At 52.7% G+C, this 20,931-nt stretch carries 16 protein-coding genes and 1 tRNA gene; 16 read left to right on the top strand and 1 reads right to left on the bottom strand.

Annotated elements, in window-relative coordinates; all coding sequences use genetic code 11:
- Positions 1–138: 138 nt before the first annotated feature.
- The 13 genes from CA13_RS31060 (at position 139) to CA13_RS31000 (ending at position 15,016) form a co-directional block, all read left to right on the top strand.
- The gene (locus tag CA13_RS31060; protein WP_146404019.1) at positions 139–1,461 is read left to right on the top strand and encodes a Gfo/Idh/MocA family protein; all 1,323 of its coding nucleotides are present in this window, start codon (positions 139–141) and stop codon (positions 1,459–1,461) included.
- A gap of 42 nt (positions 1,462–1,503) precedes the next feature.
- Entirely contained in the window at positions 1,504–2,385 is an 882-nt protein-coding gene (locus CA13_RS31055; protein WP_419195198.1) for a TrmH family RNA methyltransferase, read from the top strand.
- 290 nt (positions 2,386–2,675) lie between these two features.
- Positions 2,676–3,581 carry an SMP-30/gluconolactonase/LRE family protein gene (locus CA13_RS31050; protein WP_146404018.1) on the top strand — a complete coding sequence of 302 codons (906 nt, stop codon included), beginning with the start codon at positions 2,676–2,678 and terminating at the stop codon, positions 3,579–3,581.
- A 72-nt stretch (positions 3,582–3,653) separates the two neighbouring features.
- Positions 3,654–7,406 (top strand): FG-GAP-like repeat-containing protein, encoded by a 3,753-nt coding sequence (locus CA13_RS31045; RefSeq protein ID WP_146404017.1) that lies wholly within the window; start codon positions 3,654–3,656, stop codon positions 7,404–7,406.
- 367 nt (positions 7,407–7,773) lie between these two features.
- Positions 7,774–7,986, top strand: coding sequence for a twin-arginine translocase TatA/TatE family subunit (gene tatA, locus CA13_RS31040; RefSeq protein WP_146404016.1), 213 nt, complete (start codon positions 7,774–7,776; stop codon positions 7,984–7,986).
- Position 7,987: 1 nt separating this feature from the next.
- The gene (locus CA13_RS31035; RefSeq protein ID WP_146404015.1) at positions 7,988–8,254 is read left to right on the top strand and encodes a Sec-independent protein translocase subunit TatA/TatB; all 267 of its coding nucleotides are present in this window, start codon (positions 7,988–7,990) and stop codon (positions 8,252–8,254) included.
- 94 nt (positions 8,255–8,348) lie between these two features.
- Positions 8,349–8,422: transfer RNA gene (locus CA13_RS31030), tRNA-Val, on the top strand.
- Positions 8,423–8,546: 124 nt separating this feature from the next.
- Positions 8,547–9,734 carry a tyrosine-type recombinase/integrase gene (locus CA13_RS31025; protein ID WP_146404014.1) on the top strand — a complete coding sequence of 396 codons (1,188 nt, stop codon included), beginning with the start codon at positions 8,547–8,549 and terminating at the stop codon, positions 9,732–9,734.
- A 370-nt stretch (positions 9,735–10,104) separates the two neighbouring features.
- Positions 10,105–10,326: a DUF1580 domain-containing protein gene (locus tag CA13_RS31020; RefSeq protein ID WP_146404013.1), complete on the top strand. Its 222-nt coding sequence runs from the start codon at positions 10,105–10,107 to the stop codon at positions 10,324–10,326.
- A gap of 126 nt (positions 10,327–10,452) precedes the next feature.
- The gene (locus CA13_RS31015) at positions 10,453–10,857 is read left to right on the top strand and encodes a hypothetical protein (protein WP_146404012.1); all 405 of its coding nucleotides are present in this window, start codon (positions 10,453–10,455) and stop codon (positions 10,855–10,857) included.
- Entirely contained in the window at positions 10,854–13,667 is a 2,814-nt protein-coding gene (locus CA13_RS31010; protein ID WP_146404011.1) for a DNA primase family protein, read from the top strand. Before CA13_RS31015 ends, CA13_RS31010 begins: the two co-directional genes overlap by 4 nt.
- A gap of 182 nt (positions 13,668–13,849) precedes the next feature.
- Positions 13,850–14,032, top strand: coding sequence for a hypothetical protein (locus CA13_RS31005; protein WP_146404010.1), 183 nt, complete (start codon positions 13,850–13,852; stop codon positions 14,030–14,032).
- A gap of 177 nt (positions 14,033–14,209) precedes the next feature.
- Complete coding sequence (locus CA13_RS31000; RefSeq protein WP_146404009.1) at positions 14,210–15,016, top strand: hypothetical protein; 807 nt, start codon at positions 14,210–14,212, stop codon at positions 15,014–15,016.
- A 317-nt stretch (positions 15,017–15,333) separates the two neighbouring features.
- Here the strand turns inward: CA13_RS31000 and CA13_RS30995 are convergent, their stop codons facing one another.
- Complete coding sequence (locus CA13_RS30995; protein WP_419195197.1) at positions 15,334–16,056, bottom strand: tyrosine-type recombinase/integrase; 723 nt, start codon at positions 16,054–16,056, stop codon at positions 15,334–15,336.
- Positions 16,057–16,066: 10 nt separating this feature from the next.
- Between CA13_RS30995 and CA13_RS30990 the strand changes: the two genes are divergently transcribed.
- The 3 genes from CA13_RS30990 (at position 16,067) to CA13_RS30980 (ending at position 20,629) form a co-directional block, all read left to right on the top strand.
- Positions 16,067–16,411: a YbbN family protein gene (locus tag CA13_RS30990; protein ID WP_146404007.1), complete on the top strand. Its 345-nt coding sequence runs from the start codon at positions 16,067–16,069 to the stop codon at positions 16,409–16,411.
- A 337-nt stretch (positions 16,412–16,748) separates the two neighbouring features.
- A complete protein-coding gene (locus CA13_RS35965; protein WP_419195196.1) occupies positions 16,749–17,948 on the top strand; it encodes an HD domain-containing protein in 1,200 nt (399 codons plus the stop codon).
- A 212-nt stretch (positions 17,949–18,160) separates the two neighbouring features.
- On the top strand, positions 18,161–20,629 hold the full coding sequence (locus tag CA13_RS30980) for a hypothetical protein (protein WP_146404005.1): 2,469 nt from the start codon (positions 18,161–18,163) through the stop codon (positions 20,627–20,629).
- Positions 20,630–20,931: the final 302 nt, after the last annotated feature.

Here is a 20,931-nt window from a genome sequence, read left to right as displayed (position 1 = left end):
GTTGATTGGGGGAAAGCCATTAGCGGCAAATCGTCCCTAGCCAAACAACACCCTAGCCAAACAACACCAAAACACGGAATCTGATAAAATCGGACTCCTCGCCCAGTGCTCCTTCCTTGAACCATCGGATTTTCGATCATGCAACGAAAACGAAAAGCGTCAATCAACCATCTGTCGCGCCGTACTTTTCTCAAAACTTCAACGGCGATGTCGGTCGCTGCGGGAGTCTGGAGCGAATTGCCCGCAGCGGAGTCCCTTTCGGCTAACAACAAGCTTAGAGTGATGTGTATTGGCACAGCGAATCGAGCGGCCGCCAACGTTCAAGGTGTCGAAGGCGAAGACATTGTTGCGATTTGTGATGTGGATTCCAACTACTTGGACCGTGCCGCAGCGAAATTGCCTAACGCACGTAAATACGCTGACTATCGAGAGATGATATTGGCTGAAGCCGATAAGGCAGACGCAATTGTGATTGCAACCGCCGATCATAACCATGCTCCTGCGGCGATACGAGCGATCAACGCTGGACTACATTGCTATTGCGAAAAACCTCTGACTCACACGGTCCAAGAGGCGAGGATCATTACGGAAGCAGCAAGAGCCAAAGGCGTTGCAACGCAATTGGGGACGCAAATTCATGCCGGAACCAACTACCGTCGAGTGGTCGAGATTATTCAATCCGGTGCGATCGGAGACGTAACGGAAGTCCACGTCTGGGTCGGCAAGGGATGGGGCGGTGGTGATCGACCAACCGTTGCCGAACAGCCACCTGCGAATTTGGATTGGAATTTGTGGTTGGGACCGGCACCCGAGCGGCCCTATGCCTCCGGACGCTACCACCCCGCACAATGGCGAAAGTGGTGGGATTTTGGTCAGGGAACGCTCGGCGATATGGCGTGTCACTATATGGACCTTCCGTTCTGGGCCCTGGACCTCAAGTATCCGACCAAGTGTGAAGCGGAAGGCCCGGAAGTTCATCCCGAAACATGTCCCTTGGGATTGACCGTTCGCTATCAGTTTCCGGCTCGCGGATCGAAGCCACCGGTGAAGTTGACCTGGTCCGATGGGAATCAAATTCCAAGCGAAGTCGCGGGTGAAAAAGCTCCCGGTGCGGGCGTCATGTTTGTCGGTAGCGAAGGGAACTTATTTGCGGACTACTCACGATACAAACTCTTCCCCACTGACAAGTATGTTGATTTCGATCCACCCCAGAAAACCATTCCCGATTCGATCGGACACCATTCTGAGTGGATCAAAGCTTGTAAGGACGGCTCGCCCACGACATGTGATTTTGACTATTCCGGCCCTTTGACCGAATCGGTTTTGTTAGGTAACGTCGCGTTCCGGACAGGGAAATCGTTGATTTGGAATGCTGAACAGCTGAAGGCGACCAATTGCCCCGAAGCCGACCAATACATTGCCAAACAATATCGACAAGGCTGGGAAGTGGAGGGCGTCTGATTGTGTTGGTTCCAGCCTTGGTGATCGGAGGCACGATGTTGGATGCAAATCAACTCGTGGATTCAACCCAACGCAGAGATTCAAATCACAGCGACTGGTAATAATCGAGAGCGAATGAGAGAGCAGCATGTAATCGCGGTGGAGAGCCCCGACGATCCCCGGCTTTCCATGTTCGCGAATATGCGACACAACGATTTGGCCAAAGGTGGACGTTATTTCATCGCTGAAGGCCATTTGATCGTTCAACGGTTACTGGAAAGCCGCTTTCAAGTTGCGTCCGTTTTGATCCAAGAGGGCATGGTCAAATCCTATCTTGATCTCGTTCCTGAAAGTGTGGCGATCTATACGTTGCCTCGTCGTAAAATGGCGGAACTGTTGGGATTTGACTTTCATCGGGGGGTGTTGGCGTGCGGCATTCGAGAGCCACTGCACACGGTAGATGATTTCCTTTCCCAACGTCCGCTGCCGAATCTGACGTTAGCCTTAATGGGGGTATCGGAACTCGAAAACGTGGGCAGTATTCTTCGGTCCGCCGCAGCATTGGGGGTCAACCACATCCTGCTAGATGATGGCACGGTCGATCCTCTGCGTCGCCGCGTGATTCGAGTGAGTATGGCGACGGCGTTCAAGCATCGGTTTTATCGACTCGAGTGGCCAGAGCAAGATTTGCGGAGAATCGCCATTGGAACAGGTGCTCAAACGATTGCAACGACGCTTGATCGCGAAGCTACCGTTCTTGATGAATCGCGTTTCATAGCCGACCCCAAGGTGCTGATGATCGGAAACGAGGCAATCGGGCTCGATCCGGTGCTGCAGCGGATCGCGACGGAGCGTTTGACCATTCCGATGCAATTGGGTACCGACTCTTTGAATGTTGCCGTCGCATCAGCGATTATGATGTACGTGTTGACTCGATCAAATTAAGTGTCACGTTTCCTTTTTGTTTCTGTCACGTCTCTGTCACGTAAATGTGAGAAGGTTGGACGCGCCTTTGCAGACCGCACTTCGACATGGATCGCGTTGCCTCGAACAAGGCGACGCTCCGACACGGATAGCTCGAACCGAGTGTTTGCGGTTTTAAGAGTCGAACCATCCAGTGCTGTTGTGCGACAGTCAGCATAGGGCAAAGCATTTCCCCTCGTTTTTTCTTAGTCCCCAGTACGCTACAATCCGAAATAGCTGTTTCTGGTCTTTTCCACACCTAGGTTCAATTGATGGCGATATTTCCCTCTACATCCCGCCGGATTCTTTCTTCGTTGTTCGTTTTGTTCTGGTTAACCGCTGTCGCGTCGCTGGATGCCGCATCGGCACAGGACGCCGCTGAACCCCAAGACGCCGCTGAAACCCAAGACGCTGCAGTGGAGGCGGAACCGGCATATCCGATATCGGTCGCAGTGGATGGTGACACGCTTTACGTCGTTGACTTGGATCTTCCCGGTGTTTGGCAAATCACTGCGGACGAGCGTACGCTTTTCGTTCGTGGATCGAACTTGCTCCGCAAACCGCTGAACCGTCCGCGTGCCATCGCGATACATCCCGAAGGCGGGATCCTGGTTGGCGATTCGGCAACCCGCGAAATCTATCATATCACCGAGGCCGACGGGGAACCAAAGCCGTTGGTCAACGGGCACATGGGCAATGCGATGGCGATCGCCATTTCACCCGACAAGAAAACGGTCTACGTCGGGGACGCGGAAAAGCGTTCCGTTTTTCGCTTTCCGATCGAAGGGGGGGACCCTGAATTGGTCGACCGTGTGAACGCTCGCGGGTTGGCGTTTGACGCTGAGGGCAAGCTTTGGGCCAATACGCCCGATGACGCTGCGGTCTATCGCATCGACGTGGAATCGAATCAAAGTGAAGCGATCGTCACCGGTCGACCCTATCAATATCCTAACGGGATCGTTTGGGCTGGCGAATTCGGCTTCGTTACGGATGGTTACGGCAAAAAAATCTGGAAGTTCACCGCGGATGGAAAAAGCGAAGTTTGGCACGAGGGCGAACCGTTGGTCGGTCCCGTTGGAATTGCCATCGATGAAGAATCCATTTACGTCGTTGATCCCAAACAAAAGGAAGTCTATCAATTCAATCGGGAAACCAAACAGAGCAAGCCGCGAATGTAGTCGAAGTCGTTGTGGATTTCGTACTGCGCAGTCTCCATTCGATTCATCTTCATTCCCATTCGAGTCTTTTCCATGAAGCGCATTCTGATTCTTCTTGCGGTTCTGGTCGTTGTCGCCGGGCTCCTTTTTGCTTTCTCACGCCGAACACCCGTTGCGGAACAACAAGCCGGCGGTGTGGATTCTCAAACGAGTGCCGATCCGAATGCGGCCGTTGCTGCGTTGGATCGAACTCGCGAGGCACTTGAGGCGACTGAGAATTTTGATTCGAAAATCGCCGACAAGGACTGGAACACGCTCCTTGAACAATCGCCTAACGATCGATCGATCGCACTGAACCGGGCACTCAACCGAGTGCTGTTGGTCGACTCGTTGACTGGACAAGCTACCAATTCGATGTTGACGGCCGAAGAGAAACAAGCCACGCGGCGGCAATTGCCCGAAGCGATCGATGCTGCTCGAAAAGCGGTCGACGATTTCGAAAAGATTGACGGCGACGCGGTGGTGGGGCTATGGCTAAGAACGCGAGTCGATTTGCACGAAGCATCTTTGTTGCCCGCTACGATGACGCGTTCGCTTCGCAAGGATTACTTTGACCGCCTCGTTACCGCGATCCACGGCGATATGGGAAAACGTCCCGAGTCAGTGATTCTTGGCGGGCCTTTGACGACGATTCTCGACGAAATGGAAGACCCAATCCAAGGATTGCCAAAAGCTATCCAACAACAGGCGGCTAAAACGCTCGGTGTGATGTCCGATCAACATCCCGAGAATTTATTCTTGGCGCTACGTGCAGCACGAATTCAGTTGGCGATCGCGTCGCCGGATGCGTCCAAGGCGGTACAAAGGACTGGGCGACTCGCTAGCGCCATCGAGCCATCGCTGCGGCGTCAAACCGAGCCGATTGGATTAACACCAAGCGAATTGGTCAATCAAATCATTGAGGCGATTGGCAAGAAAGATTTTTCAACGGCCGAGAATCAAATGCTGCTGTGGTTCAACGTGCTCAACAGCACCGAGTTGGTCAAGACGGATCGCCGCCGCGCGTCGCCGCATCCACTCGATCGGCTCAGTTTTGATTCAATGCGTCGAGCGTCTGCGCAGGTAGCTAAGTCGATTGGCACCAGCACCGCCGTATCGAACATCGAGTTCCGTACTGCAAAAGTCGGAGAAATCGATAATGTCAAAGCGGCCATGCCAATTGACTTTAATCTCGATTTAAACCTCGATGTGATTACCACTACCGCGGAAGGTAATATCACGTTGTTTCAAAGCCCATCGAGCGGGGCTGGAAATTGGGATGTGGCAGGTTCGGTTGATCTCGGTATTTCCGTGGTTGGGCTTGGCATTGCGGATTTGTTTATGGTGGATAGCAGTGACCCCAATCGGTTGCAATACACGACGCCCGATACCACGTCGTCACGTCACAACACATTTTTTACCGTCATGGCCTACGGCGACGAAGGGATTAAATTCATCGCCGTTGACGGACGGCCAACGACGGCCCTCGAGGAGCGACTGTCGGTGATCGACAAGGCTACGGGACTCGAAGAGGTCCGCAGCATCTCATCGATGATCGCCGGTGATCTTGAGGGTGACGGCGACTTGGACCTGGTCGTTGCCACTGGCGATAAGGGAATTCGGACGTTCATCAATCGCGGCAACCGAACGTTTTTCGAAACCGCTACCGTTGGTGAAGCGAATTCGTTGGTCAATCAAACATCCATTATCGACATGCAAATTGTCGACCTCGACCGCGACCTCGATTTGGATATCGTTACGTTAGACCAAGACGGAAAAGTCGGCTTGCTTGAGAACTTTTTGCATTTGCAATTCCGCTTCCGTTCGCTCAAAGAAATTCCTGCGGTTGAATCCGCGTTTAGCGTCGCAGTTGAAGATATTGACGGAAATGTTTCCTGGGATTTGATCGTTACTGGAGCCGAGAAAACCGTTTTTGCTTATTCACAAACCGCTGATGCCGGGGCTTGGACAATCGACCAAACGAAGGTTACCGATCAACGAGGCAGTAGCCTGCTATTGGCGGATTTCGATAATGACCTCGCATTCGAGGCGGTCCAGTCGAGTGAATCCGGTGCGGTTGTGATACGACTTGTTGATGCCGGGGTTCAGAGCGTCGACACAATCGAGGCAGTACTCGGTGACCAACTTGTTGCCACAGCGGATTTCAACCAAGACGGGTTGCTTGACGTATTGAGTCTCAATGGCGGAAAGCCTGTCGTCGCGACCAACACAACCGCGACGGACAACCATTACCTGCAAGTACGCTTTCGAGGGATAGATGACAACAATGTAAACAGTGGTCGAGTGAACCATTATTCCATTGGATCGATCGTGGAAATGCGAGCTGGTCCGTACTATCGAGCCGAAGTGATTACATCACCGACCACCCATTTTGGACTCGGAAAGATCGATGACGCGACGACATTGCGGGTGATTTTTCCAAATGGTCTGACGCAAACCATTCGCGACCCAGGCATCGATTCGTTGGTGGAAGAAGAACAGACGCTCAAAGGTTCTTGCCCCTATCTGTATGCGTGGGACGGGGAAAAGTATGCATTCGTGACCGACTGTTTATGGGCCGCGCCGCTGGGGCTTCAGGTGGCCGATGGTGTGGTGGCAAAGGATCGTCCATGGGAATACTTGAAAGTGGACGGTGATTTTGTGGCCGAACACGACGGCCGTTATGACTTGCGTATTACAGAAGAATTGTGGGAGGTAGCCTACATTGATTACGTTTCTCTCATCGCAGTGGATCATCCCCAAGAAGTGGACATTTGGACGAACGAGAAAGTCGGGCCGGCGCCCATCGCAACACCGACCGTTTACGCGTTCCCGGCCGAAAGTCGAACTTCGGCCAAACAGGCGAAAGATGCTCGCGGCCGTGATATAACCAAGATGCTTTCCACGATTGATAAGGAATACGTCCAAGGTTTCGATCGCCGCATTCGCCAAGGTTTATGTCCGCCACATTGGATCGATGTCGAATTTGCAGAGGACTTCGTTCCTGATGCCAAATCCGATCAGTCCATTTTCCTCGTGTTGACCGGTTGGATATTGCCAACCGATACGTCGTTGAATATCCAAATTGATCAAAACCCCGAATTGCCACCGATCGAGTTTCCGTCGCTGTGGGTACCCGATCCAGACGCGGAATCCGGATGGCGAAAAGCGATTGACTATGTTGGTTTCCCAGGCGGCAAAACGAAAACGATTGTGGTCGATGTGACTGATGAAATGAATCGCGACGATCCGCGATTGCGAATCCGCACCAGTGCCCAAATCTACTGGGATTGTGCGGAATTGGTGGTGCAATCCGAACCGGCTTCGACAACGTCACACGAACTGATGCTGCGAGATAGCGAACTGGTTTACCGGGGTTTTTCACGGCGAGTCAAAGAGTCACCGTTGGCACCTGAAACGTATGACTATTCGCACGCGACGATGTCGCCGAAATGGCCTCCGCTGCGAGGACAATTCACGAATTATGACGCGTGTACTGTTCAGCTTTCTGCTTGGGATGATTCAATGGTAGTGATGGGCAGCGGTGACGAACTGCGACTGCAATTCAGTGTGCCGGAGCACCCCGTTCCGCCTGGATGGAAACGCGATTTCATCTTGCATTGCGTGGGCTGGGACAAAGATGCCGACCTCAACACGCTCAGCGGCCAAAGTGCCGGTCCGTTGCCTTTCCGTGAAATGGAGACCTATCCTCCCTCGCGGCGGCAAGCGGATCAGCTCGAAGCGGTCAACCAAAAAAATTCCGACAGCCGCCAGCGGACTCAATCGTTCCGAGCTTTCTGGAATTAAGTGCGTTTGCGATCGGGCTTTTCACCGGATATTGCGAAAACGGTTCGCGCGTTAACGGATCGTAAGACGGGCATTTTTGCTGTCGGGCCCGTCGAACAACCCGAAAGACCGAGGTGATTCAAATTGTCCGTTCGCCAATAAAATCTTGCCGGTTACGCCTTTGACTCTTTTCCGTCGGTCAATACAATAGGGGCTACCAAGGGCGAGCGAGTGCCTCGCCCCCCACCCCCGACACATCGGTTCAGGAGGTGTTTGGCAGACTCAGCCGTCGATTGAGTATCGACCGCCGAGGCCGAACGACCTACCCGCTTTCGCCGAAAAATCAGTCAGGGACTCAAAATTAGAGCCTCTCCTGCGGAGCGAAGAAATGTTATCGATGTTTGTTGAAAATTCTGTCCTGGCATTCGGTTTTCCTGGCATGCCCGAGATGGTGATCGTATTGTTCATCGCCTTACTTCTATTTGGCGGAGCGAAGTTACCAAGTCTGATGCGTAATCTTGGCAAGAGCGCCAACGAGTTCAAACGTGGTATGAACGAGAGTGTTGACGACGAAGAGACTTCGGAACGAGAAGAGTCTTAGGATGTTTGGGCTATCGATACCCGAAGTGATGGCGATCGGTGTGATAGCGGTCGTCTTGTTTGGGGGCAACCTTCCTGAGGTCGCTCGCAAATTTGGAAGTAGTTACCGCGAACTTCGTCGTGCTCTCAATGATGTTCAACAGCAATTTAGAACGGCTGAATATGAGGCCAATAAAGTGTTGTCGATGGACGAGAAGAAAAAGTCGAGCGAGCCGGATTTGGAAGAACCCGACGAACCTTCGGCTCCAAAATTCAAACCGCCAACATAGGAAGGTCGTTCCCCTGGTGGAATGAAACCTAGTTAGCGGTTAACTTTTGATTTCATCCCCGTGCCGAGTCGGCATGGGGATGGAATCAAAAGACGGGCGATTAGCTCAGTTGGTTAGAGCGCTGTGTTCACACCGCAGAGGTCACAGATTCGAATTCTGTATCGCCCATTGTTGTAAGTCTTGGTTGATACGCATCTTAGCGTAACCGGCGATGTGCCGTGCAACCTCATTCACCGCGAGTTTTTCGGTAATCCATACCGAAAAACCCCAAAAATGAGAGGTATGTACGCAAATGGCACGTCCAAAGAAAGCAATCCCGGATTATCGGTTTCACTTTAGTGGTCAAGCAATCGTTACGCTTGACGGCACTGATTTCTATCTTGGTCCGCACAATTCACCCGAATCGAGGGCAAAGTATTTTGCCCTGCTGGGAGAATACAACGCCAACGGAATGAAGGCTCCGCAGCAACAGCAACACCAAGTTGCCGCCCCTGTAACCGTGCGGTGCGTTACAGGTGAGTTCCGCGAACACATCAAGAAAAAGTACGCGAAGAACGCAAACGAAAAACGCCGTTTTGAAAATTTGTGTACGTTGCTTGAAGATGAATATGGCGGCGATCCGGTAGAAAAGTTTGGTCCGCGAAAGTTGGCGGAGTTGCGAGAGCTATTTGTTGCTTCGGGCAATTGTCGTCGCTACGTCAATGATCAGACGCGAAACATTATCCGCATTTTTCAGCATGGAGTTAGCGCCGAGATCGTCGACCCTAATACCCTCGTGTCTCTCAATTCGCTGGAGCCGTTGCGGTATGGTCAAACGGAGGCACGCGAATCTGAGCCCCGGCAACCAGTAGCCATCGAATCGGTACGTGCCACCGCGAAGCTATTATCGCCGACCATTCGCACCATGGTGTTAGTTCAGGCCGCAACCGGCATGAGACCCAGTGAGGTTTTCAATCTTCGCCCGCGTGACATTGATCGGAGCGGCGATGTTTGGATTTACATACCGGAAAAGCACAAAAACACATGGCGAGGAAAAAAACGAGTGGTGCCGATTATTGAGGAAGTGCGGGCAGCACTCACTCCATACCTACTCCGGGACACAGACGCCTATTGCTTTTCGCCAAGAGAATCGGCCCAGTGGTATCGCGAACAACGCACGGCGAACCGAAAAACGAATCGGCGCTGGGGAACCAAACCGGGGGATAAGCGTAAAGCGGATCCTAAACGACGCCCAGGTGTGAAGTTCACAAAAGACTCATACCGCCGAGCAATCAAACGAAAAGCAGAACAGGCTAACGTAGAACACTGGACGCCCTACCAATTACGACACTTGGCGGCGTCGGTAGTCTGCGAGCATCTGGGGCTAGAGCTAACACAGTCGCTACTAGGTCACTCACACACCGCCCAGACCGAGCACTATGTCCGCGTCGCACAATCAAAAGCGATCCAAGCCGCCAAGGCAGCGCCGAAAATCTCGTAGCCTCTTTCTTTTTGTTGCAAAGGGTTGCACTGTTCGCATAATCTGCTACTATACGTGCAAGCTGTGTACCGGAGCCTGATGGTGTTGAGATAGGAAAATCCGCCCGGCGTGATTTAATTGCACGTCGGTGGCATGGACGGACAACAAAGTAGGGACCACTTCGACTGTGACAGCCAAATTGCCTCGCTAGCTCAGATCACATAATTACCAGAGCCGTTTTTCGGTTGCATGGTGGGCGACGACCGAGGCTGTTAAAAGACGATTGCTCCGCTGCGTGATGGCAATGTCTCCTATCCATGTTTCATTACATGGCTCGGAGGCATTGCCATTTTTCGTAGGCATTCTCCGGGCCGCACTCGGAGAACCAGCTATGTCGAATTTACAGCAACCGCAACCGCTCAACCTCCTGACCGAAGATGTGGTGAGCCTCTCACAGGCAGCGAAAGAGCTACCCCACCGTCCACACGTTTCCACTCTATGGCGATGGAATAAACGCGGCATAAACGGTCGCAAGCTGGAAACGGTCGCCATCGGCAGCCGGATTTTCACAAGCCGCCAGGCCGTATCTCGTTTTCTCGGGGCAATCCAATAGTAGCGTGCTTACGAGTCAACGCACCTGATAACCATCGGGTGCCCCGCATTGCAAAAAGCAACGCCCTTGGCCGGCAGACCAAAGACGTTTTTTAGAATCGTCCCGCAGCAAATCAGGAACATCTAAATGGTACAGAAACACCACCCAAAGTCAAATAGATTCAGGCATGCCACTAAGCCGCCAAAGCAACCAGGAACGCTAGGCGAACAACCAAAGTACTGGGACACGTTTGACAAGGAAACCCAGGATCGCTTGAAGCTACTCAAGATCGACGATCCGCAATCGAGAGACGCGGACAATCGTCCGTACCCAAAAAAACTGACGCACGCCATTCTATTCTTTCTAGTCGTCGAGAAAAAAAGAGTCTTCAAGCTGCACGAACTGACCGAGCACATGGCAAAAGTCCAAGGATGGGCGATCGAGAAAACATGCGTAGCTAAAACGATTCAGCGCCTACGCAGGCAAGGCCGGATCAAGTCACGATGCACAGGCGGTTGGTACGTGGTCAGTTTTGTGGAGGGTGACAAATGAGCAAGCAGTCAACAGACACACTCGCGTTCCTATCTTGGCTGCATGAGCCCGGGGATGTTTTTGAAATTCGGTCTATAAAGTGCCCCGATGCAAACGGTAGCAAATGGACCGCGACGGTAGCGGGATGGTTCGACGATCCGAAGCAGGCCTCGCAAGCGGTGGAAATGCTCGAACAGCGGCAACCCCCGGCAATCTATGTCACCCTGAACCCATGCGATGACGCACTCCTTGCACGCGGCAACAACCGCCTGATTGAAAAAGCGTCACAAACGACAAGCGATCACGACATACAATCACGTCGCTGGTTATTTGTTGACATCGATCCGGTACGGCCTGCTGGAGTTTCTTCGACGCAATCGGAGCACGATCACGCCGAGCAATTGGCAGAACGGATCCGCGCCGAAATGACGGCGCTCGGATGGTCTGAACCGTTGTTCGGAATGTCGGGGAACGGATTCTATCTTCTATACCGGATCAACTTGACGAACGACGCTGATTCAACCGCGTTGGTGGGCAGCGTACTCGCTGAACTTAAGTCGAGGTTTGATACAGAGCACGCCGAGGTCGACACCACAGCGGTTAACTCGGCACGAATCGTGAAGGTGCTCGGCACTGTGGCGCGAAAGGGCGAACATTATCAGCCCGCTGACAAGCCACAGGGCACGCACAGGCCGCACCGACAAAGTTGGTTTGTCATTCCCCACACAATGCCGCAAATCGTCACAGCGGAGCAATTACGGGCGTTTGCTGGCGATCAAAAGGAACCTACCGTGGATCCGATGAAGAAGAAAAACGGATTAGTGCTCCCCGACAAAAACGAATGGGACTTACGGCAATGGATTGACGATCATAATGTTCCGGTCGGCAAGTCGAGACCGTGGAAGGGTAGCGGGCGTCGATGGGTCCTTAATGAGTCAATCCCGGGATTATGTACCCATGATGCTGATGGTGCGGCGTTTATCACCCAAGGCCCAACAGGTGCAATTGCCGCCGGGTGCCAGCACGATCACTGTACGTGGGATTGGCGGGATCTACGTCAACATTATGAGCCGGGATGTTATGACGCCAATGTAAGGCAAAAAGCAGGCAAAGCAGACCCTCCCCAAACAATTGGGGAAGGTTCAAAAGATGATACCGGCGACTTACTGAGTGAATCAGGTCGCACCGATGCGGCTAATGCCGACCGGTTTATCGATCGGTTCGCCACCGAATTGCTCTATATCCCGCCGTGGCGAAAATGGCTCACTTGGGACGGCGCACGGTGGCACGACGACGATGGTATAGGCGTCATGCAGCGTGCTAAACGGTACGGTCGGAATCTATGGCACAAATTGGCCGAAGCCGCACAGCACGTTGACCGCGACGAATTGGGCAGGATCCAAACCTATGTCAAGTCAACGAACCATCGTCGACGGATCGAAGACTTTACTTGTTTGGCGGCAGTCGATGAACGGATTGTATGCGTCGTCGATGAACTGAACGAAGACCCGAATCTTCTCAATGTCGCCAACGGTACGGTTGATCTATCGACCGGTTGCTTACGCGCTCATAACCCGGCCGACAGAATTACACAGCTTGCAAACGTGGTTTACGATCCCACGGCGACTTGCCAAAAGTGGATCGAGACTCTCAACTTAATTTTTTCCGACGACGCGGAGTTGATCGGATACGTTCAAAAGTTGCTTGGCTATTCGATGACGGGCGACACAGGCGAGCACATTTTGCCAATCGCCTACGGATCCGGTTGCAATGGCAAGTCGACGATATGGAATGTGGTGACTGAGTTACTCGGCGACTATGCCGGGTTGGCCAATGATGCATTATTGCTCGGCGACAAGGATAACCACCCGACGGAAAAAGCATCGCTATATCAAAAGCGGTTCATGGCGATCAGTGAGCCGGAACGTGGCGCGAGCCTCAGAGAAGCCCGGGTCAAGGAATTGACCGGAGACCGTACCATCACGGCCAGGCGGATGCACGAAGACTTTTGGTCATTCGACCGGACCCATACGTTTTGGTTGTCGACAAATCACTTACCTCGTATCGACGGGATCGACGACGGAATCTGGCGGCGCGTCAAATTGATCCCGTTCCTCGTTGACCTACGCACAAAAGTGAAGCCGATTGCCGACTTTGACCGGTGGCTAGTCACGAACGAAGGGCCGGGGATCCTGAACTGGTTGGTGCAAGGACACCTCGCATATCAGCGTGAGGGACTTCAGGAACCGCAGACGGTCGTTGACGCGACAAAAGAATACCGAACCGAATCGGATCCCTTAGGCGAGTTCCTCGCTGAATATTGTGTGGTCGAAGCCAACGCCATAGCACCGGCGGCGGAACTGTATCGACTGTACTCTGAGGAGCACAAAGGCAGGTGGTCAAAGACCGCTTTCGGGCGGGCTATGGCAGAGCGTTTCGACAAACTACGGGGCTGGCAGGATCCGTACCGCGGGAAGGTGATTTACGAGGGTTTGAGGCTCAGAAAAACGGACGACTTCCATGAGGATCCGTCGGAATCCGAATCTCAAAAACACCGTAAAAAACGAGGTTGCACACAGTTGCACCCGGTTTCACCTATTGCTCCCCGGGTTTTGCCAAATTCCCTAAGGGCAACCCCTGAACTAGGTGCAACTAGGTGCAAGGCGAAAAATGAGCCACACAAAAAGCCGATTCCATGCCCGCGATGCGGTGGCGCGATGGAACCCGCAGAAACCGCAGTTGGTGGCTATCGGAATTACGATTGCAAGACACCGGGATGCGCGCACGTCAGACCGGTCAAGGAATCCGGCGAAGCTGAGGTGGCGCAATGATGACCGCGCAAAAGGCGGGCGACCAAGCAAAAAAAAACCTACTCAATTAATTGAGCCGGTTTCAAAGGACGAACGAAAGACCGATCACAAGCTGGCGAGGTGAAGGCAGAGCGGAATGGGAAGGGGCAAAGGTATTGTTTCACAAGTTGTGAAACAACTATTTGTAACGCAGAAGTGGACCGATGGCGAAAGCTACGGCAGATTCCAGACGACGACCGAGTGACTGGCGAGGTGAAGGCAGAACGAAATGGAAGGGGACTCCGAAGTATTTGTTATGCAACGTGCATAACAGTGAGATTGATACAGCAGAAGTGGACGCTAGCGGGCGTGACAATGCACCGGAGAACCTTAACGGGTCCTACTGACCCCCTCTAGCGGGCTAACCCTAACGGGAACAGTCGCAAAATGTAGTATTGACCACCACACGAAAAACAAGTGCTAGGGTCACACTTCGGACAAGGAGGAAATCACGGAATGAATGGTAAAATCAAATCAAGCCCAAGGCAAAGTTTCAACGCCCAAACCTTCGGCGATGCGAGGCAATGTCCCGAGTGTGGATCGACCCGCAGGCGGGCCTACAGCCACACCGTGAGCACCGAGTTGACGCCGACGGCTACGGAGCCGTGGACACACTTGGTCGCGAGGCGAACGATTTGCGTGGACTGTCAGACGCCGCGTATCGACTACTGCCGAGAAATCAGGGCGTCACTGGACGAAATTACAAAAGGAAAAGCAAAATGGTTACGGACATTTTCGGTCGATTGAAATCACTTCGCGACGAAGAAAAACAACTAGTCGAGGAGTCGCTATCGAGTGAACGTAGCGAAGTGCTCGCCATCGCCGTCAAAGAGTACCTTGGCACAACCGACGACTCGGACGCAGACACGCTCTACAATGCGATGGCGATTCTGCAAATGGATGACGCGGAGTTTCGCTCGCGAGTGGCAGCGATCGGGCGCGTATGCCGAACCGTGGCCAATGCGGAAGTTGCGCAGGCGAAAGCAAAGACCCATGCCGCCGACTTCGAAAACGCCCAACGGCAAATGCACATCGCGAAACACAGAACAAACCATTGGCAACGGCGAGTACATGAGCTCATGAAAGCTGGCGGCGACCACACCACCGCACAGAGTGACGCCGCAAAAACCAAGGCGGACTACCCCGCTCTTTTTGTGGGTGGCAAGATTGCCGAGCCATTGGCCGAAGTCGTCAAGAAGATCAAATCCGAGATTTTGAAAAATGAGGCCGACCGAGAAAAGAACACTCGAGCGATGGCAGCGGACGCGCTCAATTCCACCCTACGCAGGTTTGATTTACCAGAGCTGAAAAAAGGTGAAAGTCTCGTTTAGCTAACAATCAGCACTTGCCATCGCGGAATCACCTCACCCGCCGTGGATTACATCTAGTGCTGTTGAGCGAGTCGCGCGGGTGCCCCCTCGTTCGACTCGCTTTTTTTATGCGCGGGTATCGCGTTACAACAAATTGCGCCGCGTTTTTCGGTACGCATACCGGATAACCCCACGACTATGAAGTTTTCCGTCGCCACAATACCGCAATACACCCCGCTAGTTGCATTAACCTTTGCACATTGTTAGCATGGAAAACATGGTGAATGACGGGTTTTTACTGCAAAAACCGAGACTTTTGCAATGTGGCTCACCTCTTTTCACACCGCAGAGGTCACAGATTCGAATTCTGTATCGCCCATCCCGCCGCTTTGTCCCAAGATGACCTTAGGGGGCGGAAGTGGCAACGAGCCCGCGATTCGCGGGCTTTTCTTTTGGACGTGCTCCTGCGGACCACTCGCGGTCGCTACGGTCTGCTTAGCATTTTGCTTCGCGTCTGCTTCGGATTCTGCTTCGCTATTCTCATCTGCGTTTTCGGGCATCGCACCTGACGGTTTGAGCGCGGCATCCTCGAAGACTTCCTTGCGTGCCATCGCGTAGTGCTTCATCGCGACGGGAACACTGTTGCCGAGCCAGCTTGAAACATCCTTTGCGGGATAGAGTGCCAGGAGCTCGGTCTCGCGGGAGGCGCGAAGATTCTGAAACAGCTTTGGCCATGCCTCGTGGCCGGCCCGTTCGATGATCGCAATGAACATCGTTCGCAGGTTCGATGATTTGCCGCATCGCGGGACCACGAATTCGTCGCCCTTCTCGGCAAGTGCGTCCAAATCTTCCAGATAAGGTCGAAGCTCGGGGAACATCGGGCAAACTCGGCGTCCGCCACTGCGGTGATGCTCTGTCTTGCTGGCGTTGATAATCATCCGACCAGCAGCAAAGTCGAGATCAGACCATTTGAGCGCCGCCGTTTCGCTTGGCGTCCTCAATCCGCCGTACCGGGCAAGCGCGATGATCGCTCGCCACTGGGCGTCGGGAGCCGCCTTCAAGCAATCGTCGATGATTTCGCGATCAATGAGTGCTGATGCTCACAACGTCCGCCCAACGCCAACGATGATGGTGTTCGTCGATGGCAAAATTGAAGACACATCGAGCGGCCTACTTCGTGGCGACCGCTCGCGAGCGTTCCTCGATCGTTGGGGATTCACCGACAGCGAAACTCAACCCGTTGACGCCGACCCAACCGATGATGACCTGAATCCGTGGAGCAATCCGAAGCGTTGGGAACGTGGTCTGATCTGGGACCGAATCGACAACGCAAAAGGTCGCTTCGCGTGGTGGAGCATCGGCAAATGGATCGAGACCCCGGTGGAGGAGCAGCAATCGTCAATTTGTGGTTCGTGATTACCTATCGAGTGTTACGTATAACTCTCAACACAAAGGATGTAGTTCGGACGGAAAAGTGATCGCCAGCACAGCAACGATCAAAGAAGCGAAAAGCAAAACAGCGAGCAAAACCCAGAGTTAGTAAGCCGACCAAGTAGATGCGAATTTGCTGTAAGTTGTACTCGCAGACGCTGGTGAAACCACTCTGAATCGAGCCTTCACGGTCGGGGAATTTCTAGTAGAATGCGTAAGACAGGAATACTTGCTGGTTTTCTGCCGTTCTCCTGCCGCAGCCAAGCACGTCTCTTCTTGAGCGATAGCGTGAGCTCTGACTTGCACAGTTTGATCGACAGCTATGATTTCCAACCGACCGCTACCAGACCCGAACTCCACTCTGCACGAGGCACGCGACTTTATATTTGCATCCTCGCTAACAAGGCGGGCGTTCGATTCCTCGCGAAAAAACCTTGCGAATTTCGTTGGCGATCTTCTCGACGCCACACATAGGCTGTCTCTTGCCTGTCACCTTCCAGAATTCACGGATCACGGACTCCCACATTTGTGTAGCCTGGTTGATCGGATTAGCTGCTGGGGGTTACCTGGTGTCGGTGGGACTTACCTGCCTGAGTCACTCGCCCCGGATGATGCAGCCGATCTATTGGTCGCTACTTTGATCCACGATTTAGGTATGCTATCGCAGAATCCATGCGATCTCCCTCAACCGTACTCCCCGGACCTTGACCCGTCTCAGTGGACAAGCCGTGCCTTGTGGGTACGAACTACTCACGTAGTACGGTTACCTCGTTTACTCCCGCGATTGATGTTGGACTACTCAAAGAACTACGAGGAATTTTTCGATCCTGCGTGCCCATCAAATCTGCTCCGAGCGGTTGAGGTTGCTATGGCCCACCAAAAGTGGCCTTGGCAATGGGCTGCAGATGGTGGTCTGGATGCGATCGGCCGTGCTCTCGCAGCAGTTGTTTCAGTCGCAGACTTGCTAGATGAGGACGCAGGGCGATGCGATACAACAACGTTACTTCAACACAGAGGTGGAGACGAACTGAATCGAGCGCATTGGATGCGTCATGCTCTTACCGCTGACCGCATTTTGATAACCAATGGTTCCATTTCCGTAGATGTCAAGAAGCCCCCCGGAACAACGCATCTTACTAAGCCGATCTATTCGGCATTAAGAAACCATTTCCGGCTCATCAGCCTCTATGAGGCGGACTTGCGTGCGATCGACGCACCAATAACAAACATAAACCTGAACCCATCCACTGGCATTCCGCTAACGAATACCGACTTGCTGAAAAACTGGAATGCACTTGAGGGATTCGACAACGAGTCAGCGTTGACTTTCCAACTGCTACGGACGTTCATGGGTGAGGCGTTGAAAAGCCCCACTCGATGCAGCCAAGAAACCTTAACGCAGTTGGCAGTCGCATCGCTGGAAGATGTTGACTTGGCGGTATTGGAAGCGGCCCAGGGCAGCACAGAGCCTCGTTCTCCACTGGAACAAACGTTTGAAGCAATAGTTGGTGGAGTATCGTGACCGGTCCAAACGAAGATTGTCGAACGGTTTCTGCTGGATTGCAGTATCTGCGAAAACATGCAATTGACTGCCATCGCTCCGGCGACGGTCTGGCAGTAAATCATCTGGCGACTGTTGCTATCCGACGGTGCGGCTCTTTCGCAACCACCGACGAGCGCAAGTCCGTAGTATATCGAGAAATTCAGTGGGCCTTGATTTTGGGGCTCTACTGGATGGTCGATGATTACATTTTCTATCTTGTTGAAGAGAGGCTTAAGGCAGCCGAGTTAGAGTTGTCTGATGATCCCGCGAAAGACATGATTGTCATGCTTCACAACCACCTGAATCATCCACACGCAGAGCATAAGTGGGATGACTACAGCTACCCAACGGCAGCATGGTGGGAATTGCAGTTCGCTAGTTCAGAGTCTCGCGATGAGCTGCTCATTGGTTTTATCTTCTTAATCGAACTTGTCTGGTATCAGTCGCCATACGGTGAAGAATGGAAGAAGCTTGCGTCGGCATGTCGAGACTCGTGTCCAAATAAAGGCTGGCAACGAGACTTTGCCAAATTGGAAGAACGCTTATCAATACAGGCGAGCTTGTACGGTGGGACGATTGGGCAAGAGATCGAATCCAATTCAGAGAAAGTCTCGCCAGAGCAGTTGTTGCTTAGCGGTTGGCGACTTTATCAGGCCTGCGACCATGAATCGCTTGCCAAGGTAATCGGACAACTGAACACGAAAGTTGACGCCAACAGTGCGATCTACCGTTCGTTTTTTACGCTGGTTCACTTTTCTCGCATGCACATAAAGGACTCTGAAGATCAGTTCGTTTCGTTGCCGCGTTACAAGTACGTTTCCAGCAAACAGCCCATTGCGTTTGTGATTCAAGCGAGAAAAGAGGCAGAAAGCGAAGCGTTGGCCGAACTTGCGATCGCAGGGTTCCCAGGCGGTTCGCTCGGTCGGCAACGTTGGATTCGATTTCGGATGGCAATGCTGCTGCAATTGCAAGCGCTTCGGACTTGGGATGTAGGGCTTTGGCTTGAGGGTCTAAAAACAAGAGGTGAAAGTAGGGTCGAACTCGGTCAACATCAAGATTTGTCTTTAGTGCTTGACGGACTATTCGATCTTGTGGTGTCCCGTGGTTTTTCCAGCATCGAAAAGTCCGAACTTTTAAAAAACAGGATCCAACTAGCTGATTTCACTAACAACGAAAAGCGAGCTGCGTTCGTCTCGAATCTGCTTGCACTTCCGGCGACGTACTGGCGGCACGTAGCAGACGTCCTAAGCGCGCTTTCAGATGCCATCCCTGAAGAAGTCTTGTCTGATGTTGCCGCATGGTCCGTTTCCGTGGAGCAGAACGATCTTATCAGCATGCTTTGGACCCATTCTTTGCTCGGGTTTTGGAAGGAAATCCTGCCGTTTACGTCGAACTCAACGGAGCTCATAGAATCACTTACCCCTGCCATTGTTTCGGCTTCAAGAAAACCTGGGCTTTGGGAGGAATTGCACAATGTTTTCGTTGCGTCTCTAGCCAACGGAGAAATTTCGTCAGCGTTGTTACTGGCAGAAACGATGTCGTCAACGCAGTGCGGCGAGCATCACTTTGTACAATACCGATACTCTGTGTTTATCAATGCCTATGAGCTTCGGCCGGAACTACGAGCTGAGCTCCTTCCATGCTTAGAAGCTGACGCAAGATTGCTTGGCAACGAATTCTTTGCCAAGACACTTCAGAAACGCACGGGCAACGATAAACTTGCTGACGTGAAACAGTTGAGGAAAGAGGACTTGCGTTCAGCATTGCTCAAGCAAATCAGAGACCGCAGCGATTTGAGTGGCACCAGAGTTTCGATGATCGAATCGACTTACAATCGTATTGTCAGTTTCTACAAATGGACTAGGTCCGACGAAGAACTTGTCAACGCACTTCTTGAAGCAGTTGAAAGTCACACCGTACTATTTACTGACAAGTTTGACTATTTCCTTGTCCTGTCGAAACTTATCACACTTGGTCCTAAGACGCAGGCGAAGAGAATCGTCAAAAGATTGCTGTCGCTTCTGTTGAACGGCATTCCTGGCAAGAACTTTGGCTTCGAGAAATCGGGGCCCCTGACCAACTTTACCTATAGCGGAAACACGAAAAGCTCTCTTTACGAGGTGACGTTGATTGGCCTTCAAAATGCCGTTGTTGCTGGAGTTGCTCGCGACGCTATTTGCAACGCGCTACTGGAGTGGATTCCAGGAAAATGCCACGAGTTTTTTCCGGAACTTAGACCACGTGTTGCCAAGTTAGTTTTCAGGTTGATACTCGATATCGCGGAGGACAAAGAAGATTTGGCGGCGATCTTGGCTGGCCATGCTGAAGCGTTGGTGCTTGTTTCAATGCCGAGTAAGCCGGCCGAGGTAGTCAGCGTGTTCTCACAGGAGTTTTTGTCAGACGATGGGGTTGCACGACTAAAGAAACTGTCGCCCAAGGCCCTTTGGCGAGTAACAGTAATGAAGCAATGGGTGGTTCGATTGCAAAGGATGTCCAAGCATCCATCGCCCGACACGCGGTACGCGGTTGCCGAAGCCGTAACAAGGTGGGCTGAGGAAGAACTTGAGTACGCTGACGCGATCCGTCCCGTACGCGACGCGCTCAGTAAAGACCCAAGAATGCGAGTGCGAAAAGCCGCAAGCCAATCAAAAGTGAGTTAGGCTCATGAAGTGGCGTCGCGGTTGTCGCCTGCCTTGGACTTGCGATCAAAATGGATTATTGCGATCTCACGTCAAACGATTGCGCCAACTTCGTCTGGGTTGGAGCCCCAACGTACAGCCGGTTTCGTGTTGGAGCATCATTCGGGCGATGGAGACTCCGCTGGTCATTCCGACGAACCCCGGCCCGCTCGTTTCTCGCTAGCATCAGTGCTTGTCCGTGTGCCTGCGCTCAAACGCTCCGTTCCTGCTCCACCGCCGCGGCACGTGGCATACGTTCGTTCCTCACTGAGGACACGTCTCCC

This window comes from Novipirellula herctigrandis (assembly GCA_007859835.1).
GTDB lineage: Bacteria > Planctomycetota > Planctomycetia > Pirellulales > Pirellulaceae > Novipirellula_A > Novipirellula_A herctigrandis.
Note: the sequence above shows the minus strand (reverse complement) of the source record. Positions and strands in the feature narration are given on the sequence as shown.

Coding starts and splice junctions, on each gene's coding strand:
- CA13_RS31045 (WP_146404017.1), top strand. CDS start 3,654: ATGAAGCGCATTCTGATTCTTCTTGCGGTTCTGGTCGTTGTCGCCGGG.
- CA13_RS31060 (WP_146404019.1), top strand. CDS start 139: ATGCAACGAAAACGAAAAGCGTCAATCAACCATCTGTCGCGCCGTACT.
- CA13_RS35965 (WP_419195196.1), top strand. CDS start 16,749: ATGATTTCCAACCGACCGCTACCAGACCCGAACTCCACTCTGCACGAG.
- CA13_RS31015 (WP_146404012.1), top strand. CDS start 10,453: ATGGTACAGAAACACCACCCAAAGTCAAATAGATTCAGGCATGCCACT.
- CA13_RS31005 (WP_146404010.1), top strand. CDS start 13,850: ATGGCGAAAGCTACGGCAGATTCCAGACGACGACCGAGTGACTGGCGA.
- CA13_RS31020 (WP_146404013.1), top strand. CDS start 10,105: ATGTCGAATTTACAGCAACCGCAACCGCTCAACCTCCTGACCGAAGAT.
- CA13_RS31055 (WP_419195198.1), top strand. CDS start 1,504: ATGCAAATCAACTCGTGGATTCAACCCAACGCAGAGATTCAAATCACA.
- CA13_RS31010 (WP_146404011.1), top strand. CDS start 10,854: ATGAGCAAGCAGTCAACAGACACACTCGCGTTCCTATCTTGGCTGCAT.
- CA13_RS30980 (WP_146404005.1), top strand. CDS start 18,161: ATGGTCGATGATTACATTTTCTATCTTGTTGAAGAGAGGCTTAAGGCA.
- CA13_RS31025 (WP_146404014.1), top strand. CDS start 8,547: ATGGCACGTCCAAAGAAAGCAATCCCGGATTATCGGTTTCACTTTAGT.
- tatA (WP_146404016.1), top strand. CDS start 7,774: ATGTTATCGATGTTTGTTGAAAATTCTGTCCTGGCATTCGGTTTTCCT.
- CA13_RS30990 (WP_146404007.1), top strand. CDS start 16,067: ATGATTTCGCGATCAATGAGTGCTGATGCTCACAACGTCCGCCCAACG.
- CA13_RS31035 (WP_146404015.1), top strand. CDS start 7,988: ATGTTTGGGCTATCGATACCCGAAGTGATGGCGATCGGTGTGATAGCG.
- CA13_RS31000 (WP_146404009.1), top strand. CDS start 14,210: ATGTCCCGAGTGTGGATCGACCCGCAGGCGGGCCTACAGCCACACCGT.
- CA13_RS31050 (WP_146404018.1), top strand. CDS start 2,676: ATGGCGATATTTCCCTCTACATCCCGCCGGATTCTTTCTTCGTTGTTC.